This is a genomic window from Streptomyces purpureus, assembly GCF_014648195.1.
Classification (GTDB): Bacteria; Actinomycetota; Actinomycetes; order Streptomycetales; family Streptomycetaceae; genus Streptomyces; species Streptomyces purpureus.
On record NZ_BMQQ01000016.1, the window covers coordinates 59,315 to 81,085 of the forward strand.

Below are 21,771 nucleotides of genomic sequence, written 5' to 3' on the forward strand. Positions count from 1 at the left end.
GCTCCCAGCGCTTTCAGGGCTTGACCGAGCGGTAGTAGCGCTTCGCCCCTTCGTGCAGGGTCAGCGGCTCGGTGAAGATCGCGGTGCGCAGGTCCACGAGCTGGGCCGGGTGCACCTGGCTGCCGATACGGTCGCGGCTCCGGATCACCGTACGGGTGAAGCCCTCCACCAGCGCCGGATCGGTGCGGTCCGTGGTGACCAGCAGGTTCGCCACCGCCACCGTCTTGACCGGCTTGCCGTCCTGGGCGCGGGTGTAGGCGTCCGCCGGCACCCGCGCGGAGCGGTAGTGGCGGGTGCTCTCGCCCGCCGAGTGCAGCGTGTCCACCAGCGCCTCGTCCAGCTCGACGAGGCGGATCGGCAGCCGCTCGGAGAGGTCCTGCACGGCGGCGGTGGGCAGGCCGCCGGACCAGAAGAACGCGTCGAGCTCGCCGCGCTCCAGCTTTCCGGGCATCGTGTCGATGCCGGCCGGCACCGGCACGATGTCCTTGGCCGGGTCGAGACCGGCGGCGGTCAGCAGCCGGTCCGCTATCAGCCGGACACCCGAGCCCTCCTGGCCGACGCCGACCCGCAGCCCGCGCAGATCGCCGGGCCTCTCGACCTTCGAGGACTTCCGCACGACCAGCTGTACGTAGTCGTCGTAGAGGCGAGCGCAGCCACGCAGACGGTCCGCGCCGGGCTTGAGGTTGCGCTGGTACGTCGCAACGGCGTCCGCGGTCGCCACGGTGAAGTCGGCCTCGCCGGAGGCCAGCCGGGCGAGGTTCTGCTGGGAGCCCTCGCTGTCGGTCAGCCGGACGGAGACCTTCGGCAGGTGACGGGCGAGCGCCTGCTGCAGCAGCGCGCCGTACCGCTGGTAGACCCCGCTCGGTACGCCCGTACTGAAGGTGACCTGCCCGCTCGGCACCGGCCGCGCAGGCCACATCCACCAGGCCAGCAGCCCGAGCACCACCAGCGCGGCCGCGGAGCCCTGAAGGGCACGGCGACGGCTGACTCGGGACAGGGCGGTGCGCATGGCCGCGATCCTGCCAGCTCACTCCCAGTGAAGACCAGGCCTGACGGGTGGGCGGGAGGTACGTCACGTGTCCCGCGCGCGTGGGGCCGGAGGAGGGGAATCGGTCTCCACACGCGCGTGGCGTGGCGGGGAGGTGGCCGAGGGCACGGCGCTCGGGGGCCGGGCGTTCCACTCCACGCGCGCGTTGGGAGCGGGGGACGAGATCGGTTTCCAGGTGCGCGCACGCACCGGGAGCGGCTCGGCTGGTGCCCTCCGTACGTACGGCCCGTTCGCCCGGTCCCCACAGGGCAGCGCCGCCTACGCCGCCGGCTCCGGGAGCGCCGCGCGCAGGTGGGCCAGGAGCGCACGGGCGGCCGGGGAGGGCGGGCCGGTGCGTCGCCAGGCCAGCGCGACCTTGCCCCTCGGCTCGGGGTCGGTCAGCCGCAGGACCACCAGCCCGAGCGCCTCGGCGGCCCCGGCCGGCAGGTCCGGCACCACCGCCACCCCCAGCCCCCGCGCCGCGAGCCGTGCCAGCACCACGGGCGTGGCCGCCTCGAAGGCGATGCGGGGCCGTATGCCGTGCCCGGCGAAGGCCCGGTCGAGCACGCCGCGTACGCCCGTGCCCCGGGGCAGGCTGATCAGCGGGCGGTCGTGCAGCGCCGCCAGAGGCAGGCTCGTACCCGTCACGCGCGCGAGGAGCGGATCTCCCGGCGCCACCGCGGCCACCAGCGGCTCGTCGATCACCACCTGAAGGTCGAGGTCCGGCGGCGGCGTGTCGCCCGCCACGCCCAGCACCGCGAGGTCGAGCTCGCCCCGGCGGACCGCGGCGAGCATCCGCTCCGAGGAGTCCTCGGTGAGCGAGATCTCGACCCGCGGATGCGCATCGTGGAAGTCGGCCAGCAGCGCCGCCACGTCGAACCCGTCGGCCGCCGCGCCCGAGATCATCCCGATCGTCACCTGGCCCCGCAGAAGCCCGGTGAACTCCGCCACCGTCCCCCGGACGTCCTCCACGGCGGCGAGCGCGGCCCGTGCGTACGGCAGCACCGCCTCGCCCACCTCCGTGGGCGTCACCGAACCGCCGGAGCGGTCCAGCAGCGCCTGCCCCAGCTCCCGCTCCAGCTGCCGGATCTGCGCGCTCACCCCCGGCTGCGCCACATGAAGGCGGGCGGCGGCCCGGGTGAAGTTGGCCTCCTCCACCACCGCGACGAAGTACCGCAGCTGACGCAGTTCCATAAGCACGGAGTCTAGGAGCGAGAAGATCCATCTCTTGGACTTATGGTGCCGGGGCCGCCCACCCTGGAGCCATGGCCGACACCAGGACTCCCCTCAGCACGCTCATCGCCGCCGAACGCCGGGAACTGGCGGACCTGTTCGACACCCTCCCCGCCGCCCACTGGGACGCCCCGACCCTCTGCGCGGGGTGGCGCGTGCGGGAGGTCGCCGCCCACATGTCCATGGGCTTCCGCCACTCCCTGCCGAAGATCGTCGCCGAGCTCGTCAAGGCCCGCGGAAGCCTCCACCGGACGACCGACCGCCTCGCCCACCGGGACGCCGCCGCCCTCACCCCCGCCGAACTCGCCGCGGCGCTCGGGGACAACGCCCACCACCCCTGGACGCCCCCGGGCGGCCTCCCGGCGGCGCTCGGCCACGACGTCGTCCACGGCCTGGACATCACCGTCCCGCTCGGCATCGACCGCCGGATCCCCGAGGAACGCCTTCGCCCCGTCCTGGACTCGGTCACCCCCCGCAGCCTCCGCTTCTTCGGCGCCGACCTGAGCGGCGTCGCCCTGCGCGCCGACGACCTCGACTGGTCCTTCGGGACCGGTACGCCCCTGACCGGCGCGGCCCAGGACCTGCTGCTGGTCGCCTTCGGCCGCAGACTGCCCCCCGGCCGCCTCCACGGAGCGGCGAAGGACCGATTCGTCAGCGCCCCGGCACCGGCCTGACCCTTCGGGCCGGACGTACTCCGGACACCGCCTACCCTTGTTCCCATGACCATCAGCGACCGGAGCCAGGCAGTGGACGTCCAGCGAACGTACGAGGTGCGCACCTACGGGTGCCAGATGAACGTCCACGATTCCGAGCGGCTCTCCGGTCTGCTGGAGGAGGCGGGATACGTCCGCGCTCCCCAGGGCTCCGACGGCGACGCCGACGTCGTCGTCTTCAACACCTGCGCGGTCCGCGAGAACGCCGACAACAAGCTGTACGGCAACCTCGGCCGGCTCGCGCCCATGAAGACCCGCCGCCCCGGCATGCAGATCGCCGTCGGCGGCTGCCTCGCCCAGAAGGACCGCGACACCATCGTCAAGAAGGCCCCCTGGGTCGATGTGGTCTTCGGCACGCACAACATCGGCAAGCTGCCGGTCCTCCTGGAGCGCGCCCGCATCCAGGAGGAGGCGCAGGTCGAGATCGCCGAGTCCCTGGAGGCGTTCCCCTCCACGCTGCCGACCCGCCGTGAGTCGGCGTACGCGGCCTGGGTCTCGATCTCCGTCGGCTGCAACAACACCTGCACCTTCTGCATCGTCCCGGCGCTCCGCGGCAAGGAGGAGGACCGCCGCCCCGGCGACATCCTCGCCGAGATCGAGGCCCTGGTCGCCGAGGGAGTCTCGGAGATCACCCTCCTCGGCCAGAACGTCAACGCGTACGGCTCCGACCTGGGCGACCGCGAGGCGTTCAGCAAGCTGCTGCGTGCCTGCGGCCAGATCGAGGGCCTGGAGCGGGTCCGCTTCACCTCGCCGCACCCGCGCGACTTCACCGACGACGTGATCGCCGCGATGGCCGAGACCCCGAACGTGATGCCGCAGCTGCACATGCCGCTCCAGTCCGGCTCGGACACGGTGCTCAGGGCCATGCGCCGGTCGTACCGCCAGGAGCGCTTCCTCGGCATTATCGAGAAGGTCCGCGCCGCCATCCCGCACGCGGCCATCTCCACCGACATCATCGTGGGCTTCCCCGGCGAGACCGAGGAGGACTTCGAGCAGACCATGCACACGGTCCGCGAGGCCCGCTTCGCCAACGCCTTCACCTTCCAGTACTCCAAGCGCCCCGGCACCCCCGCGGCGGAGATGGACGGCCAGATCCCCAAGGAGGTCGTGCAGGCGCGCTACGAGCGCCTGGTCGCCCTCCAGGAGGAGATCTCCTGGGAGGAGAACAAGAAGCAGGTCGGCCGCACCCTGGAGGTCATGGTCGCCGAGGGCGAGGGCCGCAAGGACGGCACCACGCACCGCCTCTCCGGGCGCGCCCCCGACAACCGCCTCGTCCACTTCACCAAGCCGGAGGCGGAGGTCCGCCCCGGTGACGTGGTGACCGTCGAGATCACCTACGCCGCCCCCCACCACCTCCTCGCCGAGGGCCCCACGACGTCGGTACGCCGCACCCGCGCCGGCGACGCCTGGGAGAAGCGCAACGCCGCCCCGCAGCAGGGCCCGGGCGTCATGCTCGGCTTGCCGAAGATCGGCGTCCCCGCGCCGCTGCCGGCGGTCACGAACGGCTGCGCCGTCGACTGATCCGCCGGGGCAGTCACCCGGGGGGAACAGAAGCGCGCGGCACGCGCGTGTACGGCGCTGCACGGGGCTGCTACCACCGGTTCCCGTCCGGCGATGGCAGGCGTACGGGCCGGGGCACGGCGGCGCTCCGGCACCGGTGCCACCGGTTCGCGTCCCCGCGATGGCGGGCGTACCGGCAGGATTACGGCGGCCGGCCCGGTGCCGCTGCCACCCGTTCCCGTCCCGCGACCCCGGGTCTACGGCCACGGTCGCGGCGGCGCCGCGCGCGGCGGCCGTACGCGGCGGTCCGGCGCCGGTGCCGAGTAGGCTCCGGATCATGCTTGTCGCCGCCGCCGTCTGCCCCTGTCCGCCGCTGCTGGTACCCGAGGTCGCCGCGGGCGCGGCCGCCGAGCTCGACGAGGCAAGGACCGCCTGTCTCGACGCCCTCGGGGTGCTCGCCGCCTCCAGGCCCGACCGGCTGGTCGTGGTCGCCCCGGTCGCGGCGGGCGACGACACCGCCCAGGGGCGGTACCTGGAAGGCGCCGAGGGCTCCTTCCACGGCTTCGGAGTGGATCTTCCCGTACGGCTCGGCAGCGGCTACTCCGAGGAGCCGCAGGAGGCCGAGCGCGGCCCCCTGCCCACCCCCCTCGCCGTAGCCGCATGGCTCCTGGCGCGCGCGGACTGGGCCGACGCCCCCGTCGAGGGTCTCGCCGTCGACGAAAGCCTGGACTCCGCCTCCTGCGCCGCCGCCGGCCGGGAACTGGCCGCGGCCGCCGGACGGGTCGCGCTGCTCGTCATGGGGGACGGCAGCGCCTGCCGCACGCTCAAGGCGCCCGGATACCTGGACGAGCGCGCCGCCGGCTTCGACGAGGGCGTGGCGCGAGCTCTCGGCGCGGCGGACACCGCGGCGCTGCTGGCGCTGGACGAACAGCTCGCGCACGAGCTGAAGGCGGCCGGACGGGCCCCCTGGCAGGTGCTGGCGGGCGCGGCGGAAGGCAGGGACCTCGACGGCCGGCTGCTGTACGAGGACGCGCCGTACGGCGTGGGCTACTTCGTGGCCTCCTGGTCCTAGGACCGGGCGGGTCCGGCGCGCGCCGCGCGACGGCGAAACGGCGGACGGCCGCGGAGCGTCATGCTTCGCGGCCGTCCGCCGTGCGGAGGGACCTTCAGGTGACGCCCGGGGCGTCAGGCGGCCGGCGGCGGGGTGGTGCCGTCGCCCTTGTGGCCGCCGCTGTCCTTGTGGGCGATCCGGTCAAGGGCCTCCTTGGCCTTGCCGGTACCCGAGTGGATCTTGTCGTGGTACTTGCCCTTGGTCTTCTCGTCGACGAGCTTCGCGGCCTTCTCCAGCCCGTGGTCGATCTTGGGCGCGTGGTGCTGCGCGAGGTCGGAGACCTTGTCCTTGGCCGGGGCGAGTTTGGCCTTGAAAGAATCCAGGAGGCCCATGGGTCACCTTCCCTCGGATGTGTCCGTACGGAACGCCTGCGACGTGACTACTTACGGGCGCCTTCGCCGGCTTCGTTGTCCGCAGCCTCCTCAGCCGACTGCTGCTTCGGAATCTCCACAGCCTCGACGGCTTCCACGGTCTCGGCGGCGCCGTCGGCGGGCTCGCCCTCGGCGGCCTCGGCCGCGACGGAACCGGACTCTTCCGCCTCCGGCTCGTCCGCAGGAGTGACGTCCAGCGCCTCCTCCGTTGACGCCTCGGAAACCTCGGAGGTGTCCTTCCCCTTCCGAAGAAACCTTGCAAAAACGCCCATATCTACTCCATAGGTTACTCGTGTGGGCGAAATTCCGCGTCGTCCAGGGCGCTCCATTGCGTCGCCCGGTGAGGCCGGTCCAGAAAACCGGCGGTCGGAACCTCGCAACTGGCAACGACCTCGGATCCGCCCCGTCACGTCGCTCGTTCGGGGAGGCCCCCGGAGGTTTGCGAGACTGGTGCGGTGAGAACTGCAGCTCCCGCCCCGCGGGTCATCGCCGTCGTCGGTCCCACAGCGGCCGGAAAGTCCGATCTGGGTGTCTACCTCGCCCAGCAACTCGGCGGCGAAGTCGTCAACGCCGACTCGATGCAGCTCTACCGGGGGATGGACATCGGCACCGCCAAGCTGACGCTCGATGAGCGCGGCGGCATCCCGCACCACCTCCTCGACATCTGGGACGTCACCGAGGCCGCCAGCGTCGCCGAATACCAGCGTCTCGCCCGCGCCGAGATCGACCGGCTGCTCGCCGAGGGTCGCACCCCCGTCCTCGTCGGCGGCTCCGGCCTCTACGTGCGCGGCGCCATCGACGCCCTCGAATTCCCCGGCACCGACCCTGCCGTCCGCGCCCGCCTGGAGGCCGAGCTGGACGAGCGCGGCTCCGGCGTCCTGCACGCCAGGCTCGCCGCCGCCGACCCCGAAGCCGCCCGGGCGATCCTGCCCAGCAACGGCCGGCGCATCGTCCGCGCGCTCGAAGTGATCGAGCTCACCGGCAAGCCGTTCACCGCCAACCTTCCCGGCCCCGACTCCGTGTACGACACCGTGCAGATCGGCGTCGACGTCGCCCGCCCCGAACTCGACGAACGGATCACCGCGCGCGTGGACCGGATGTGGGAGGCCGGACTCGTCGACGAGGTCCGGGCCCTCGAGACCCAGGGGCTTCGCGAGGGCCGTACCGCCGCCCGCGCCCTCGGCTACCAGCAGGTGCTCGCGGCGCTCGCGGGGGAGTGCACCGAGGACGAGGCGCGCGCCGAGACCGTCCGCGCGACCAAGCGGTTCGCCCGCCGCCAGGACTCGTGGTTCCGCCGCGACACGCGCGTGCACTGGCTCAGCGGAGCCCTCCAGGACCGGGCGGAACTCCCCGGTCGGGCGCTGGCGTTGGTCGAACGAGCGGTTACAGCCTGATCACGTGATGGCATCGGGACGCTCTGCCCGTCATTGAGGCGCCCGGCGGCGTGCCATCATCGAGCATCGATCACCGTGGAGTCCGAGTTGGGAGGGCGCGTGGCGATGGAGGCCGGCCCTCGCGACAGAGAACAGCAACGGCAAGCGCAGGACGACGTACCGCGCTTGAGCCCCGATGGTCCCGACGAGGACCAGGACGGGCCCCCGGAGATGACTCCGGACGAGGTGGAGGTCGAGCTGCGCCCGCAGCGCCGCCTGCGGATCTGGCAGCTCGCCCCGATCGTCGGTCTTGCCGCGCTCGGCTCGCTGATGTTCGCCTTCCCCCTGGCCTTCGGCTCCGGTGACGGCGGCGCCGTCGTCGCCATGCTCGGCCTGCTGATCAGCGGCTGCGCCGCCGGCTGGGGCATGATGGCCGCCCGCCGCGTCGGCCACACCTGGCCCGGGATGCCCGCCCAGGGCTCCGGCGAGCGCCCGAACTGGCGGGTGCTCGCGCTGTACGCCGCGGTGAGCTGCGGCCTCGTCGCCCTCGCGATCTGGCGCGTGGCCCGCCTCCGCTGACCGTCCCAGCCGTGGCCACCCGCAGCGGCTCCGTGCCGCCCGGCCGCCCGCCCCCGAGCGGCCTCTGTACGGTGCGCTGTCGTACCCGCCCCGTACGATTGCACTCGTGACCAGCGCGCAGACTTCGCCGATCGCCTTCCTCAAGGGCCACGGCACCGAGAACGACTTCGTGATCGTCCCCGACCCGGACAACGGCATCGACCTGCCCGCGGCCGTCGTCGCCCGGCTCTGCGACCGCCGCGCCGGGATCGGCGGCGACGGAGTGCTGCACGTCGTGCGCTCCGCCGCGCACCCCGAGGCGCGCGCCATGGCCGACGAGGCCGAGTGGTTCATGGACTACCGCAACGCCGACGGATCCGTCGCCGAGATGTGCGGCAACGGCGTGCGGGTCTTCGCCCGCTACCTGGAGCACGCCGGGCTGATCACCGCCGGCGAGGTGGCCGTCGCCACCCGCGGCGGCGTCAAGCGAGTCCATCTCGACAAGGACGGCTCCGTCACCGTCTCCATGGGCCGCGCCCTCCTCCCCGAGGCCGGTGTCACCGTGACCGTCGGCGACCGCAGCTGGCCCGCCCGCAACGTCAACATGGGCAACCCCCACGCCGTGGCGTTCGTCGACAGCCTCGACCACGCGGGCGACCTGCACGCCGAGCCTCCGTACAGCCCCGCCGAGGTCTACCCCGACGGTGTCAACATCGAGTTCGTCGTGGACCGCGGCCCCCGCCACGTCGCCATGCGGGTGCACGAGCGCGGCGCCGCCGAGACCCGCTCCTGCGGCACGGGCGCGTGCGCGGTCGCCGTCGCCACCGCCCGCCGGGACGGCGCCGACCCCGCCGAGACCGGGGCCCCCGTCACGTACACCGTCGACGTCCTCGGCGGCACGCTGCTGATCACCGAGCACCCGGACGGCGCGGTCGAGATGACCGGCCCCGCGGTGATCGTCGCGGAGGGTACGGTCGACCCGGACTGGCTGGTGGGAGGCACCGCCGGAAACGTAACGGCCACGGCCTGACGCTTCCCTCGAATGGGTGATCCGTTTCACGCTGGGCGAGAGCGTGACTGCGCCACGTGGTGGGGTCGGTAGCATCAAGCACCGGCCCGGCGGACATGCCTTGCCCGCCCACCGCCGGTCGACGCCGCCGGAGGTGCCCCATGAGCGCAGAGGCCACCAACCCCGATGCTCCCAGCCGCAGGCGCGGCCGCCCCAGGATCGACCTTCGCAGACTGGGCCGTGCCGCTCTGCTCGGCCCCACGACCAGGGACCGGCTGCCCGACGCCATCGGCCATGTCGCCGAAGCCCACCGCGCCCACCACCCCGACGCCGATCTGGCCGTGCTGCACCGCGCGTACGTCCTCGCGGAGACCTCGCACCGCGGTCAGTTCCGCAAGAGCGGCGAGCCGTACATCACTCATCCGCTCGCTGTGACCCTGATCCTCGCCGAACTCGGCGCGGAGACCACGACCTTGACCGCCTCCCTGCTCCACGACACCGTCGAGGACACGGAGGTGACGCTCGATCAGGTACGGGACCAGTTCGGCGAAGAGGTCTGCTACCTCGTCGACGGCGTCACCAAACTGGAGAAGGTCGACTACGGCGCCGCCGCCGAGCCCGAGACCTTCCGCAAGATGCTCGTCGCCACCGGCAACGACGTCCGCGTCATGTCGATCAAACTCGCCGACCGGCTGCACAACATGCGCACCCTCGGGGTGATGCGCCCCGAGAAGCAGGCACGTATCGCCAAGGTCACCCGCGACGTCCTCATCCCCCTCGCCGAACGGCTCGGCGTGCAGGCCCTCAAGACCGAGCTGGAGGACCTGGTCTTCGCCATCCTCCACCCCGAGGAGTACGAGAAAACCCGTGCCCTCATCGCCGGGAACTCAGGAGCCGGCGAGGCCCTGGCGGCCGTGGCCGAGCAGGTCTCCACCGTCCTGCGCGAGGCCGGCATCAGCGCCGAAGTCCTCGTCAGACCCCGCCACTTCGTCTCCGTCCACCGCAGCCTGCTCAAACGCGGCGAGCTCCGCGGCACCGACTTCGGACGCCTCCTCGTGCTGGTCGCCGAGGACGCCGACTGCTACGCGGTCCTCGGCGAGCTGCACACCTGCTTCACCCCGCTGATCTCGGAGTTCAAGGACTTCATCGCGGCACCCAAGTTCAACCTCTACCAGTCGCTGCACACCGCCGTCGCCGCACCGGACGGCTCGGTCGCCGAAGTCCTCATCCGTACGCACCAGATGCACAAGGTCGCCGAAGCCGGCGTCATCGCCCTCGGCAACCCGTACGCCCACACCCCGGCCGAAGCCGCCGGCCCCGCCCCCGCCCTCGCCGGCTCGGCCCCGGCGGAGGCCGGCCCGGCCGACGCCACCGAACCCGCCGACGACGGCGAGCGCGCCGACCCCACCCGCCCCGGCTGGCTCTCCCGCCTCCTCGACTGGCAGCAGAACGCCCCGGACCCGGACACCTTCTGGACCTCACTCCGCGCCGACCTGGCCCAGGACCGCGAGATCACCGTCTTCCTCGCCGACGGCGGCACCCTCGGGCTGCCAGCCGGGGCGACCTGCGTGGACGCCGCGTACGCCCAGCACGGCGCGGCCGCCCACGCCTGCGTCGGCGCCCGCGTCAACGGCCGCCTGGCGACCCTGAGCACCGTCCTCGGCGACGGTGACACCGTCCAGCTGCTGCTCGCCGGGGACACCGCCTCCGGACCCTCCCCCGAGTGGCTCAAGCACGCCCGTACGCCCGCCGCGCGCATCGCCATCAGGGGCTGGCTGGACGCCCACCCGGAAGGGCCCGGGACCCCCGACGCCGCCCCCCGGCCCTTCGCCGCCGTCACGGCCGCCCCGCGTTCCACCGCGGGCGCGGTCGCCGACCTGCCGGGCGTCACCGTCCGGCTCGCCGGCTGCTGCACCCCCGTACCCCCCGACCCGATCACCGGCTTCGCCGTCCGCGGCGGGATGGTCACCGTCCACCGCGAGGAGTGTCCCGGCGTCACCCGCATGACCACGCTCGGCCGCGCACCGGTCACCGTGCGCTGGGGCGATGCCCCCGACTGCCGGGTCACCCTCGTCGCCGAGTCCTTCGGCCGGCCCCGGCTCCTCGCCGACCTCACCGAAGCCATCGCCACCGCAGGCGCCGCGGTCGTCTTCGCCACCGTCGAACCGCCCCTGGAACAGCGCGTACGCCACACATACACCCTGCACCTCCCCGATGCGGCCGAGCTGCCCGCCCTCATGCGGGCCATGCGGGAGGTGCCGGGGGTCTACGACGTCAGCCGCGCCCAGTACCCCGCGGCGACCGGCTGAAACGCGTGGCAGGCGGCCGCGACCCGCTCGGGTGGCACATGACCCCTTCGGGTGGGAACGGAGCGCGTCTGCGATGCGCGGGCAGGGTCCCCTGGTAGCGGTTGCTCATGCTGCTCTCCCCACGACCCGGCTCCCGTGCCGCCAGGCGCCTGCGCGGCGCCGTCCTGGTCGCCGCCTCGGCAGGACTCGTCGCCGCGACCCTGCCCGCCCCCACACCGCTCGGCATCGGCGACCCGCTCTTCCCGCACCTGGGCAACCCCGGATACGACGTCCTCACGTACGACATCACCTTCCGCTACGGCGGTGACAACACCAAGCCGCTCGACGCGCTGACGAAGATCGAGGCGCGCGCCACCGACCGCCTCGAACGCGTCAACCTCGACTTCACCCACGGCACGGTCCGCTCGGTCATGGTCAACGGCCGCGCGGCCGAGTTCACAACCAAGGGCGAGGACCTCGTCGTCACCCCCGCAACCGCGGCCGAGGCGGGCCAGCCCCTGCACATCGCCGTCGCGCACACCAGCGACCCGTCCGGCGCGCAGGGCACCGGAGGCTGGGTGAAGACCGGCGACGGCCTCGTCATGGCCAACCAGGCCGACGCCGCCCACCGCGTCTTCCCTGGCAACGACCACCCCGCCGACAAGGCCCACTTCACCTTCCGGGTCACCGCCCCCAGCGACCTCACCGTCGTCGCCAACGGGCTCCGAGTCGCCCGCACCCGCCCCCTGCCGCTGCCCCGGGTGGCCGGGGGCCAGGCCGCCGTCACCACCTGGGAGTACCGCACCCTCCACCCGATGGCCACCGAGCTCGCCCAGGTCTCCATCGGCCGCTCCACCGTCGTCCACCGTACGGGCCCGCACGGGCTGCCCGTACGGGACGTCGTCCGCACCGCCGACCGGACGCTCATGGAGCCCTGGCTGAAGAAGACCCCCGGCCAGCTGGCGTGGATGGAGGCCAAGGTCGGCCCGTACCCCTTCGAGACCTACGGCATCCTCGCCGCCGACGCGGAGACCGGATTCGAGCTCGAGACCCAGACCCTCTCGCTCTTCGAGCGGTCCCTGTTCGTCCGCGCCGCCTACCCCGAGTGGTACGTCGACTCGGTCATGGTGCACGAGCTCGCCCACCAGTGGTTCGGCAACAGCGTCTCCCCCCGTACCTGGTCCGACCTGTGGCTGAACGAAGGACACGCCACCTGGTACGAGGCGCTGTACGCGGAGGAGAAGGCGCAGAAGCCGCTGGAGACCCGGATGCGCGCGGCGTACACGATGTCGGACACCTGGCGCGCCGCCGGCGGCCCCCCGGCAGCGCCCACCCCGCCCGCCCCCGGAGACAAGATCAGCCTCTTCCGTCCCGTCGTCTACGACGGAAGCGCCCTCATCCTCTACGCCCTGCGCCAGAAGATCGGCAAGGCCGCCTTCGAGGAGCTGGAGCGTCGCTGGGTGAGCGACCACCGGGACGGCACGGCGACCACCGCCGACTTCACCGGCCTTGCCGAGGAGATCTCCGGCAAGGACCTCACGTCGTTCTTCGCCGGCTGGCTGTACGCGAAGAAGACCCCGCCGATGCCGGGGCACCCGGACTGGCGCAGCCGCGCCGTGAGCGCCCCGAAACCCGGATGACGGGCCGGCCCGACCATGTCACCATCGTCAGGTCGGCGGCGCGGCCGGGCCCGGGAATCTTTGCGGGCCACCACGCGTTGTGACCGGCGTAACGACATCGACGTATCGACGTAAGGATCCAATGACCTCCTCTTCATCCCCTTCCCAGGACGAGCAGAGCTTCGCGGAGACGAGCCGCACCGAGAGCCTTCGGGCCGACGCCCTGATGGAAGAGGACGTCGCCTGGAGCTTCGAGATCGACGGAGAGCGGGACGGCGACCAGTTCGACCGCTCCGAGCGCGCGGCGCTACGGCGCGTGGCGGGCCTCTCCACCGAGCTCGAAGACGTCACCGAGGTCGAGTACCGGCAGCTGCGCCTGGAGCGCGTCGTGCTGGTGGGTGTCTGGACCTCGGGGACGGTTCAGGACGCGGAGAATTCGCTCGCGGAGCTCGCGGCACTCGCCGAGACGGCGGGTGCGCTGGTGCTCGACGGCGTGATCCAGCGCCGCGACAAGCCGGACCCGGCCACGTTCATCGGCTCGGGCAAGGCCCGGGAGCTCCGCGACATCGTCGTGGAGACCGGCGCCGACACCGTCGTCTGCGACGGTGAGCTCAGCCCCGGCCAGCTCATCGCCCTCGAAGACGTCGTCAAGGTGAAGGTGGTCGACCGGACCGCCCTCATCCTCGACATCTTCGCCCAGCACGCCAAGTCCCGAGAGGGCAAGGCGCAGGTCGCGCTCGCGCAGATGCAGTACATGCTGCCGCGGCTGCGAGGCTGGGGTCAGTCGCTCTCCCGTCAGATGGGTGGCGGCGGCGGTGGCGGTATGGCCACCCGTGGTCCCGGTGAGACCAAGATCGAGACGGACCGGCGACGGATCCGCGAGAAGATGGCGAAGATGCGCCGTGAGATCGCGGAGATGAAGACCGGCCGTGACATCAAGCGGCAGGAACGCCGGCGCAACAAGGTGCCGTCGGTCGCGATCGCCGGCTACACCAACGCCGGCAAGTCGTCCCTGCTGAACCGCCTGACCGGCGCGGGTGTGCTGGTGGAGAACGCACTGTTCGCCACCCTCGACCCGACCGTGCGCCGGGCCGAGACGCCCAGCGGCCGGATCTACACCCTGGCCGACACCGTCGGGTTCGTACGGCATCTGCCGCACCACCTCGTCGAGGCGTTCCGCTCCACGATGGAGGAGGTCGGCGAGTCCGATCTCATCCTGCACGTGGTGGACGGAGCGCACCCGGCGCCGGAGGAGCAGCTGGCCGCCGTGCGAGAGGTGATCCGGGACGTCGGCGCGACGGACGTGCCGGAGATCGTGGTGATCAACAAGGCCGACGCGGCCGACCCGCTCGTGCTGCAGCGCCTGCTGCGCATCGAGCGGCACGCGATCGCGGTCTCGGCGCGCACGGGCGCGGGCATCGACGAGCTGCTCGCCCTGATCGACGACGAACTGCCGCGGCCGCAGGTCGAGATCGAGGCGCTGGTGCCGTACACCCAGGGTGGCCTGGTCTCCCGGGTGCACGCCGAGGGTGAGGTGCTCGCCGAGGAGCACACCCCCGAGGGCACGCTGCTCAAGGCACGGGTGCACGAGGAGCTGTCCGCGTTCCTCGCGCCGTACGTACCCGCCGCGCACTGACGTCGTACGCGACGGACAACGGCCGAAGGCCCGCCCCCTCCTGACGAGGGGCGGGCCTTCGGTCCGTCCGCGGTGCCTCGTCGCCAGGGGCGACCGGCTACCGGTGTGCTAGCGGGCGAACTTCTTGCTCACCATCTCGTGGGCGGCCTTGGCGCCGCGTCCCAGCTGAGGGCCGGCCAGCCAGCCGTTGCTGCCGGCCGGGCCGATCGAGGTGTTGGACACCAGGGCGGGCTTGCCGTTGGACATCGTGCGGATCCAGCCGCCGCCGGAGGAGCCACCGGTCATGGTGCAGCCGATGCGGTACATCGTCGGCGTGCCCAGCGCCAGGGTGAGCCGGCCGGGCCGGTCGATGCACTTGTGCATGATCAGACCGTTGTACGGCGGGGCCGCCGGGTAACCCCAGGCTCCCATGGTGCCCGCCCGCTGGACCGTCGGCGCGGAGAAGTCGATCGGCAGCGCGACGCCGACGGTCTCCTCAAGGGACTTCGAGCCCCGCTCCGGCTTCACGTGCAGGACGGCGTAGTCGTACGGCCAGGCGGCGTTGGTGCCACCGCGGTTGATCCACTCGCCGGACGTCACCGACCAGTCGGCCCAGTACGTGCCGTACGGCGCGATCTCGTGCTGCTTGGCGTTGCGCAGCTGCGCCGCCGACTTGCCCAGGTTGTTGTACGCGGGGACGAAGACGATGTTGCGGTACCAGCCGCCGCGCTGCCCGGCGTGCACACAGTGGCCCGCGGTCCAGACGAGGTTGGACTTGCCCGGCCGGCGCGGGTCCGTCACGACCGTGCCGGAGCAGACCATCGAGCCCTGCGGCGAGTCGAAGAAGATCTTGCCGACGGGGGCGGCGTTACGGGTGTAGGGGGTCTTCTCCCGCTGGGCCCGCACCGGGCGCGGCGTGGGGTCGGTGGCCCCGGCGGTGCCGGCCGTCGCGGCGATCGTCGGATCGGGGCTCTTCGCGGACTGCATCCGCTCGGTGTCCCACAGGCCCTCGATCACCGGGTTGACGAAGTCCTGGGCCTCACGGAGCCAGGTCTCCTTGTCCCAGTTCTTCCACTCGCCGTTCTTCCACTTCTCCGGATCGACGCCGTGCTGCTTGAGCTTGTCCGCCAGCTCGCCGGGGAGCTTGTCGCCGCCCTGGCCGCCGCCGTCGGCGGCAGCGGGGCTGGACGCGGCCGGCTTGGACGCGGCCGTGTCCTCGGTCGGGCCGCAGGCGGTGGCCGTCAGTGCGAGCACCGCGGCCAGGCCGGCGACAGCCGGTATCGGACGTATGGAACGCATGAAAACGATTCCCCCTGATGTACGTGAAATTGCATGACGCATCAGCCCCGGCAGCGCTTGCCGTGGGCACGTCATGTGAGCGGGCACAGTATGCCGAATGAAACCGGCCAGGCCGCACGGGGCGGGCGGCGAGTCGCCGCCCGCCCCGCACACCGGGCCTCATGGTGTGTCGAGCCTGACGATGTGTCGGGTGCGATGATGGGCTGAAGGTCAGGTGCCTGCGTCGGGGGTCAGCGACCCGCGAACTTCTTGCTGACCTCGTCGAAGATGCCCTTGGCCTCCGTGCCCAGCCGCGGACCGGCCAGCCAGCCGGACGTCACCGGGCCGATGGAGGTGTTGGAGACCAGCGCGGGCTTGCCGTCCTTGCCCTGCGCGACCCAGCCACCACCGGAGGAACCACCGGTCATGGTGCAGCCGATGCGGTACATCGTCGGCTGGTCGGCCTTCAGCGACAGACGGCCCGCCTTGTCCGCGCACTGGAACATCTTCTGGCCGTCGAACGGCGGCGCCGCCGGGTAGCCGGTGGCCGTGATCTTCGAGACCTTGGGCGCGGCCGGGGCGTTGAACTCGACCGGAAGCGCCGAACCGACCGTCTCCTCCAGTGACTTGCCGTTGCCGCCCTTCTCCGGCGTCACATGGATCACCGCGAAGTCGTACGGAGCGCCCTGGCCGCCGGTCGCGGCGCCCTGCGAGATCCACTGCTCGGACGTCTGGGCCCAGTCGCCCCACCACACACCGTACGGAGCGATCTCCTCACGGCCGGCCTTCTCCAGCTCGGAGGTCGGCTTGCCGCTGTCGTTGTACGAGGGCACGAAGGCGATGTTGCGGTACCAACCGCCGCTCTTGCCGGCGTGCACGCAGTGACCGGCCGTCCAGACCATGTTGGACTTGCCCGGGTTCGCCGGGTCCTTCACCACCGTCGCCGAGCAGACCATAGAGCCCTGCGGCCCGTCGAAGAAGACCTTCCCGGCCTCCGGCGCGCTCTCGTGGTACGGCGTCTTGACGCTCTTGGCCTTGACCGGGCGGGGCGTCGGGTCGGTCACCCCCTTGTCACCGGAGATGTCCTCCTCCTCGACCGGCCGCTCGGGCTGCTGCGCGTCCCGCATCCGGTCCGGGTCCCAGAGGTCCTCGATGATCGGGTTGACGAAGTCCTTGGCCTCACGCAGCCATTTGTCCTTGTCCCAGTTCTTCCACTCGCCGTTTCTCCACTTGTCCGGGTCGATCCCGTGCTCCTTGAGCCGCTCCTTCAGATCGTCCGGGATCGTGATCTTTCCGTCGGACGGCTGGCTCGCGGTGGCGCTGGGCTTGTCTCCCGCGATGTCCTCGCTCGGACCGCAGCCCGTGGCCGTCAGCGCCAGCGCGGCGGCGACGGAAGCCGCCGCCAGCAGTGGGCGAATGGGTCGCATGTGGTGATCCCCCTGGGAGTACGTCTGCAAATGCACTTGTGAAACGCGGTGGTGAGCAGCGGAACCGCTCAGCACCTCTCAACTCGGCACCGGAGTGCGGCCCCCACTATGCCGGTGCCGATGGGGACGGCACGCGGCAGGTCCGCGGTTCCGACCGTGATCAGGCCGTGACGGGGACCGCTCAACGATCTTCCGGCACCCCGTGATCCCGGGCTTTCACCGTCGTTGGTACGGGCGGGGACACACGGGCAGCCTGCTGCCCCGCCGTGCGGGGGACGGGCAACGCACCGATGTGCAACACAACTGTTATCGCGAGGGCGCCCTTTGGCACCGTTTGCCCTCGCAGCCTCACAGCGGGAGGACACCACGCCGTGGCCGTGACCGAACCAGCTCCAGCGGCACTTCCCCCCACCACGACGCCCCTGCGCGAGGGCATCGCCCAGGACCGGACCGCCCACGAGGGCATCCTGCGCCGCCAGTCGCTGCGCGAGTCGGCCGCCCGTACCTACGCGCGCTCGCTACCGATCGTTCCGGTACGGGCGCGGGGCCTGACGATCGAGGGAGCCGACGGCCGCCGCTATCTGGACTGCCTCTCCGGAGCGGGCACGCTGGCCCTCGGTCACAACCATCCCGTCGTCCTCGAAGCCATCAAGAAGGTCCTCGACTCCGGCGCCCCCCTCCATGTCCTCGACCTCGCCACCCCCGTCAAGGACGCCTTCACCACAGAGCTGTTTCACACTTTGCCCCGGCAACTCGCCGACGACGCACGCATCCAGTTCTGCGGCCCGGCGGGCACCGACGCCGTCGAGGCGGCCCTGAAACTGGTCCGCACCGCCACCGGCCGCAGCGGACTCCTCGCCTTCACCGGCGCCTACCACGGCATGACCGCCGGAGCCCTGGACGCCTCCGGCGGCGCCCCGGACGTACGCGTCACCCGGCTGCCCTACCCGCACGGCTACCGCTGCCCCTTCGGCGTCGGCGGGGAACGAGGCGCCGAACTCGCCGCCCGATGGACCGAGAACCTCCTCGACGACCCCAAGGGCGGAGTCACCACCCCCGCCGGGATGATCGTCGAACCCGTCCAGGGCGAAGGCGGCGTGATCCCCGCCCCCGACGCATGGATGCGCAGGATGCGGAAGATCACCGAAGCCCGCTCCATCCCGCTCATCGCCGACGAGGTGCAGACCGGCGTCGGCCGCACCGGCGCCTTCTGGGCCGTCGAACACAGCGGGGTCGTCCCCGATGTGATGGTCCTGTCCAAAGCCATCGGCGGTTCCCTCCCTCTCGCCGTGATCGTCTACCGCTCCTCCCTGGACGCCTGGCAGCCCGGCGCCCACGCCGGCACCTTCCGCGGCAACCAGCTCGCCATGGCCGCCGGCGCCGCCACCCTCGCCCACGTCCGCGAGAACCGGCTCGCCGAACGCGCCGCCACCCTCGGCGCCCGGATCATGGGGCGACTCCAGGGGCTCGCCGCCGCCCACCCCGGTATCGGGGACGTACGCGGCCGCGGCCTGATGATCGGCGTCGAACTCGTCGACCCCGACTCCACCGCCCCCGACGCCGTCGTGCCGCCGCCCGCCCCGGCCCTCGCCGCCGCCGTACAACGGGCCTGCCTCGACCGCGGCCTGATCGTCGAACTCGGTGGCCGCCACAACGCCGTCGTACGCCTCCTCCCGCCGCTCACCGTCACCGACGAACAGGTCACGGCCGTCCTCGACCGCTTCGCCGACGCCCTGGCCGCCGCCGAGCGCACCGCGCACCACCACCGGTACGGCACCGGACCGTCCCACTGACCCCGGACCGACCGGACCCATCACAAGGAAGTCCCCCCGTGAACGCCACCTCCGAAACCCCCCACACCGACGGCCACCCCGCACCCACCGCCCCCCGGGTGCCGGCCGCCACCGTCGAAGCGGTGACCGTCCCCCGCCAGCTGACGGGCCCGTACGACACCCTCCCCCTCTCCACGACCGACCCCTCCGGCCCCCGGACACGGCCCACCGCGCCCGCCGCCGGATCCGTCCCTCCCGCCGAGCAGCCGGCACGGGCCGACACCCCCGAGCCGACCGCCGACCCGCTCGACCACCCGGACCCCCACCGGGCCGCCGACGGCGCCACCACCGAAAGCCTGTTGCGTTGCTGGGTCAGGGAGAACGACCTCCCCGCCCCCTCGGGCACCACCCTCCGCATCCCGCTCGATGCCAGCGGCACCGCCCTCCTCGTCCCCGTCCGCTACTGGTCACCCACCGGCCACCACCGCTTCGGCGCGCCCGTCCTCGACGGCAGCCCGCATGGAGCGCCGCCGGCCGACGCCGTCACGGTCGCCGCCCTCATCGGCCGCGAGTCCGGCCGTCCCGAAGGCACCGAACTCGTCGGCCGCGTCGCCGACTCGGCCCGCCGCACCGCCGACTTCATCACCGAACGCCGCCGCGACCCCGCCCCGGCACCCGACGCGGACCTCTTTCTCACCGCCGAGCAGTCCCTGCTCCTCGGGCACCCCCTCCACCCGACCCCGAAGAGCCGCGAAGGCCTCTCCGACGCCGAAGCACGCATCTACTCACCCGAGTTGTACGGCTGCTTCCCCCTGCACTGGATCGCCGTCGACCGCAGCGCCCTCGTCAGCGACTCCGCCTGGACGGAACAGGGCCGCCCCCTCCCCGCAGGCCGGCTCACCACCCGCCTCGCCCAGGGCCTCACGCTGCCCGACCACACCGTGCCGCTGCCCCTCCACCCCTGGCAGGCCCGCGAACTACGGCACCGCCCGGCCGTCGCCTCCCTCCTCGACGCCGGCCTCCTTCACGACCTCGGCCCGTACGGCGACCCCTGGCACCCCACCTCCTCCGTCCGCACCGTGCACCGCCCCGGAGCCCCGGCGATGCTGAAGCTCTCGCTCGGCGTTCGCATCACCAACTCCCGGCGGGAGAACCTCCGCAAGGAACTCCACCGTGGAGTCGAGGTCCACCGGCTGCTCCGTACCGGCCTCTCCGAAGAGTGGCAGGCCGCCCACCCCGGCTTCGACATCGTCCGCGACCCCGCCTGGCTCGCCGTCGACACCCCGGACGGCGAACCCGTTCCCGGCCTCGACGTCATGCTCCGCCACAACCCCTTCGGGCCGACCGACGACGCCGTCTGCATCGCCGGACTCACCGCCCCGCGCCCCTGGCCCGGAAACCCCACCATGCGCTCCCGCCTCGCCGACACGGTGGTGAACCTCGCCGCCCGCACGGGACGCCCGGTGGGAGCCGTCGCCGCCGAGTGGTTCCTGCGCTACCTCGACCAGGTCGTCCGCCCGATTCTCTGGCTCGACGGCACGGCCGGCATCGCCCTCGAAGCCCACCAGCAGAACACCCTGGTGCTCCTCGACGCCGACGGCTGGCCCATCGGCGGCCGCTACCGCGACAACCAGGGCTACTACTTCCGCGAGTCCCACCGCACCGCCCTGGAAAAGCGGCTCCCCGGCATCAGCACCACCAGCGACACCTTCGTCTCCGACGACGTCACCGACGAACGCTTCGCCTACTACGTCGGCATCAACAACGTCCTCGGCTTGATCGGTGCCTTCGGAGCCCAACGCCTCGCCGACGAACGCGTCCTGCTGGCCGCCCTGCGGCAGTTCCTCACCTCGGCCGCGTCACTCGACTCCCCCCTCCCCGGTCACCTGCTGGATTCCCCGACCCTGCGCTGCAAGGCCAACCTCCTCACCCGCCTCCACGGCCTCGACGAACTCGTCGGCCCCGTCGACACCCAGTCCGTCTACGTCACCATCGCCAACCCCCTCCACCCCTGACCGCCTGACAGAGCCCGCCCGCCCGAACCGCTGAGAGGAGAGCGCCCCCGTGCCTCCCACCGACGCGAGCACCGACACCGGCACAGGCCCCCACCCCCGCCCGGGCGGGGAAGCGGAGGACACCCTGGACCTGAGGCTGCCCGACGACCTCATCGCACAGTTCACGGCGGGCGGAGCCGTCGTCCCCGGAGCGCCGGGAGACAGCCGCCCCCACACCGGCGCAACGGAGCTCGATCTCCTTGACACCGTCGCCGCCTGGGGGCCCGCCACCACCCCCATCGGAGACTTCCATCTCATCCCCGTAGACATCGAGCGGGATCTGCCCCTCGTCGCCCGCTGGATGAACGACCCGGCCGTCGCCGCCTTCTGGGAACTGGAAGGACCCGAGAGCGTCACCGCCGACCACCTGCACGCCCAACTCGACGGCGACGGACGCAGCGTCCCCTGCCTCGGCGTCCTCGACGGCACCCCCATGAGCTACTTCGAGATCTACCGCGCCGACCTCGACCTGCTCGCCCGGCACTACCCCGCACGGCCGCACGACACGGGGATCCACCTTCTCGTCGGAGGCGTCACCGACCGCGGCCGCGGTATCGGCACCACCCTCCTCAGAGCCGTCGCCGACCTCGTCCTCGACCACCGTCCGCGCTGCACGCGCGTCATCGCCGAACCGGACGTACGCAACACCCCCTCCGTCTCCGCCTTCCTCGGAGCCGGCTTCCGCTTCTCCGCGGAAGTCGAACTCCCCGACAAACGAGCCGCCCTGATGGTCCGCGATCGCACCCTGCGCCATGTCCTGTGAACGACCTGCTGCCTTAGATACACCGCTCGACCCGAATCGGTTCCACCCCGAGGAGTCAGT

The 21,771-nt window shown here is 72.3% G+C and carries 18 protein-coding genes; 12 read left to right on the plus strand and 6 right to left on the minus strand.

Annotated elements, in window-relative coordinates; translation table 11 throughout:
• Nucleotides 1-13: 13 nt before the first annotated feature.
• On the minus strand, nt 14-1,009 hold the full coding sequence (locus tag IEZ01_RS20715) for a TAXI family TRAP transporter solute-binding subunit (RefSeq protein ID WP_189203110.1): 996 nt from the start codon (nt 1,007-1,009) through the stop codon (nt 14-16).
• Nucleotides 1,010-1,306: 297 nt separating this feature from the next.
• Nucleotides 1,307-2,221: a LysR family transcriptional regulator gene (locus IEZ01_RS20720; protein ID WP_019889940.1), complete on the minus strand. Its 915-nt coding sequence runs from the start codon at nt 2,219-2,221 to the stop codon at nt 1,307-1,309.
• 71 nt (nt 2,222-2,292) lie between these two features.
• Between IEZ01_RS20720 and IEZ01_RS20725 the strand changes: the two genes are divergently transcribed.
• From IEZ01_RS20725 to IEZ01_RS20735, 3 genes are all read left to right on the plus strand, one after another.
• On the plus strand, nt 2,293-2,934 hold the full coding sequence (locus tag IEZ01_RS20725; protein WP_189203112.1) for a maleylpyruvate isomerase family mycothiol-dependent enzyme: 642 nt from the start codon (nt 2,293-2,295) through the stop codon (nt 2,932-2,934).
• Between the two features lie 45 nt (nt 2,935-2,979).
• Nucleotides 2,980-4,494: a tRNA (N6-isopentenyl adenosine(37)-C2)-methylthiotransferase MiaB gene (miaB, locus tag IEZ01_RS20730; RefSeq protein ID WP_028798063.1), complete on the plus strand. Its 1,515-nt coding sequence runs from the start codon at nt 2,980-2,982 to the stop codon at nt 4,492-4,494.
• A 316-nt stretch (nt 4,495-4,810) separates the two neighbouring features.
• Nucleotides 4,811-5,545, plus strand: a complete 735-nt coding sequence (locus tag IEZ01_RS20735; protein WP_019889943.1) for a class III extradiol dioxygenase subunit B-like domain-containing protein — start codon at nt 4,811-4,813, stop codon at nt 5,543-5,545.
• A gap of 113 nt (nt 5,546-5,658) precedes the next feature.
• Here IEZ01_RS20735 and IEZ01_RS20740 read toward each other — a convergent pair whose 3' ends face one another.
• The gene (locus IEZ01_RS20740) at nt 5,659-5,916 is read right to left on the minus strand and encodes an antitoxin (RefSeq protein ID WP_019889945.1); all 258 of its coding nucleotides are present in this window, start codon (nt 5,914-5,916) and stop codon (nt 5,659-5,661) included.
• 47 nt (nt 5,917-5,963) lie between these two features.
• A complete protein-coding gene (locus tag IEZ01_RS20745) occupies nt 5,964-6,227 on the minus strand; it encodes a hypothetical protein (protein WP_189203113.1) in 264 nt (87 codons plus the stop codon).
• Between the two features lie 183 nt (nt 6,228-6,410).
• On the opposite strand from IEZ01_RS20745, the gene miaA reads away from it, so the two are divergent.
• The 6 genes from miaA to hflX all read left to right on the plus strand — a co-directional run bounded on the left by miaA (nt 6,411) and on the right by hflX (nt 14,438).
• Nucleotides 6,411-7,349 carry a tRNA (adenosine(37)-N6)-dimethylallyltransferase MiaA gene (gene miaA / locus IEZ01_RS20750; RefSeq protein WP_189203115.1) on the plus strand — a complete coding sequence of 313 codons (939 nt, stop codon included), beginning with the start codon at nt 6,411-6,413 and terminating at the stop codon, nt 7,347-7,349.
• Between the two features lie 105 nt (nt 7,350-7,454).
• Nucleotides 7,455-7,907, plus strand: a complete 453-nt coding sequence (locus tag IEZ01_RS20755; protein WP_028798064.1) for a hypothetical protein — start codon at nt 7,455-7,457, stop codon at nt 7,905-7,907.
• Between the two features lie 106 nt (nt 7,908-8,013).
• Nucleotides 8,014-8,916 carry a diaminopimelate epimerase gene (gene dapF / locus IEZ01_RS20760; RefSeq protein ID WP_019889949.1) on the plus strand — a complete coding sequence of 301 codons (903 nt, stop codon included), beginning with the start codon at nt 8,014-8,016 and terminating at the stop codon, nt 8,914-8,916.
• A gap of 140 nt (nt 8,917-9,056) precedes the next feature.
• Complete coding sequence (locus IEZ01_RS20765; RefSeq protein WP_189203117.1) at nt 9,057-11,204, plus strand: RelA/SpoT family protein; 2,148 nt, start codon at nt 9,057-9,059, stop codon at nt 11,202-11,204.
• 107 nt (nt 11,205-11,311) lie between these two features.
• Nucleotides 11,312-12,823, plus strand: coding sequence for a M1 family metallopeptidase (locus tag IEZ01_RS20770; RefSeq protein WP_189203119.1), 1,512 nt, complete (start codon nt 11,312-11,314; stop codon nt 12,821-12,823).
• Between the two features lie 121 nt (nt 12,824-12,944).
• The gene (gene hflX / locus IEZ01_RS20775) at nt 12,945-14,438 is read left to right on the plus strand and encodes a GTPase HflX (RefSeq protein WP_019889952.1); all 1,494 of its coding nucleotides are present in this window, start codon (nt 12,945-12,947) and stop codon (nt 14,436-14,438) included.
• A gap of 108 nt (nt 14,439-14,546) precedes the next feature.
• Here hflX and IEZ01_RS20780 read toward each other — a convergent pair whose 3' ends face one another.
• Together IEZ01_RS20780 and IEZ01_RS20785 are read right to left on the minus strand one after the other, a co-directional pair.
• Nucleotides 14,547-15,716, minus strand: a complete 1,170-nt coding sequence (locus tag IEZ01_RS20780; protein WP_189203121.1) for a trypsin-like serine peptidase — start codon at nt 15,714-15,716, stop codon at nt 14,547-14,549.
• 230 nt (nt 15,717-15,946) lie between these two features.
• On the minus strand, nt 15,947-17,122 hold the full coding sequence (locus tag IEZ01_RS20785; RefSeq protein ID WP_019889954.1) for a trypsin-like serine peptidase: 1,176 nt from the start codon (nt 17,120-17,122) through the stop codon (nt 15,947-15,949).
• Between the two features lie 371 nt (nt 17,123-17,493).
• On the opposite strand from IEZ01_RS20785, the gene IEZ01_RS20790 reads away from it, so the two are divergent.
• The 3 genes from IEZ01_RS20790 to IEZ01_RS20800 are packed head-to-tail and all read left to right on the plus strand — an operon-like array spanning nt 17,494 to nt 21,711.
• Complete coding sequence (locus IEZ01_RS20790) at nt 17,494-18,915, plus strand: diaminobutyrate--2-oxoglutarate transaminase family protein (RefSeq protein ID WP_373287647.1); 1,422 nt, start codon at nt 17,494-17,496, stop codon at nt 18,913-18,915.
• Between the two features lie 38 nt (nt 18,916-18,953).
• Nucleotides 18,954-20,909 carry an IucA/IucC family protein gene (locus IEZ01_RS20795; RefSeq protein WP_189203123.1) on the plus strand — a complete coding sequence of 652 codons (1,956 nt, stop codon included), beginning with the start codon at nt 18,954-18,956 and terminating at the stop codon, nt 20,907-20,909.
• Nucleotides 20,910-20,958: 49 nt separating this feature from the next.
• Nucleotides 20,959-21,711: a GNAT family N-acetyltransferase gene (locus IEZ01_RS20800; protein ID WP_019889957.1), complete on the plus strand. Its 753-nt coding sequence runs from the start codon at nt 20,959-20,961 to the stop codon at nt 21,709-21,711.
• Nucleotides 21,712-21,771: the final 60 nt, after the last annotated feature.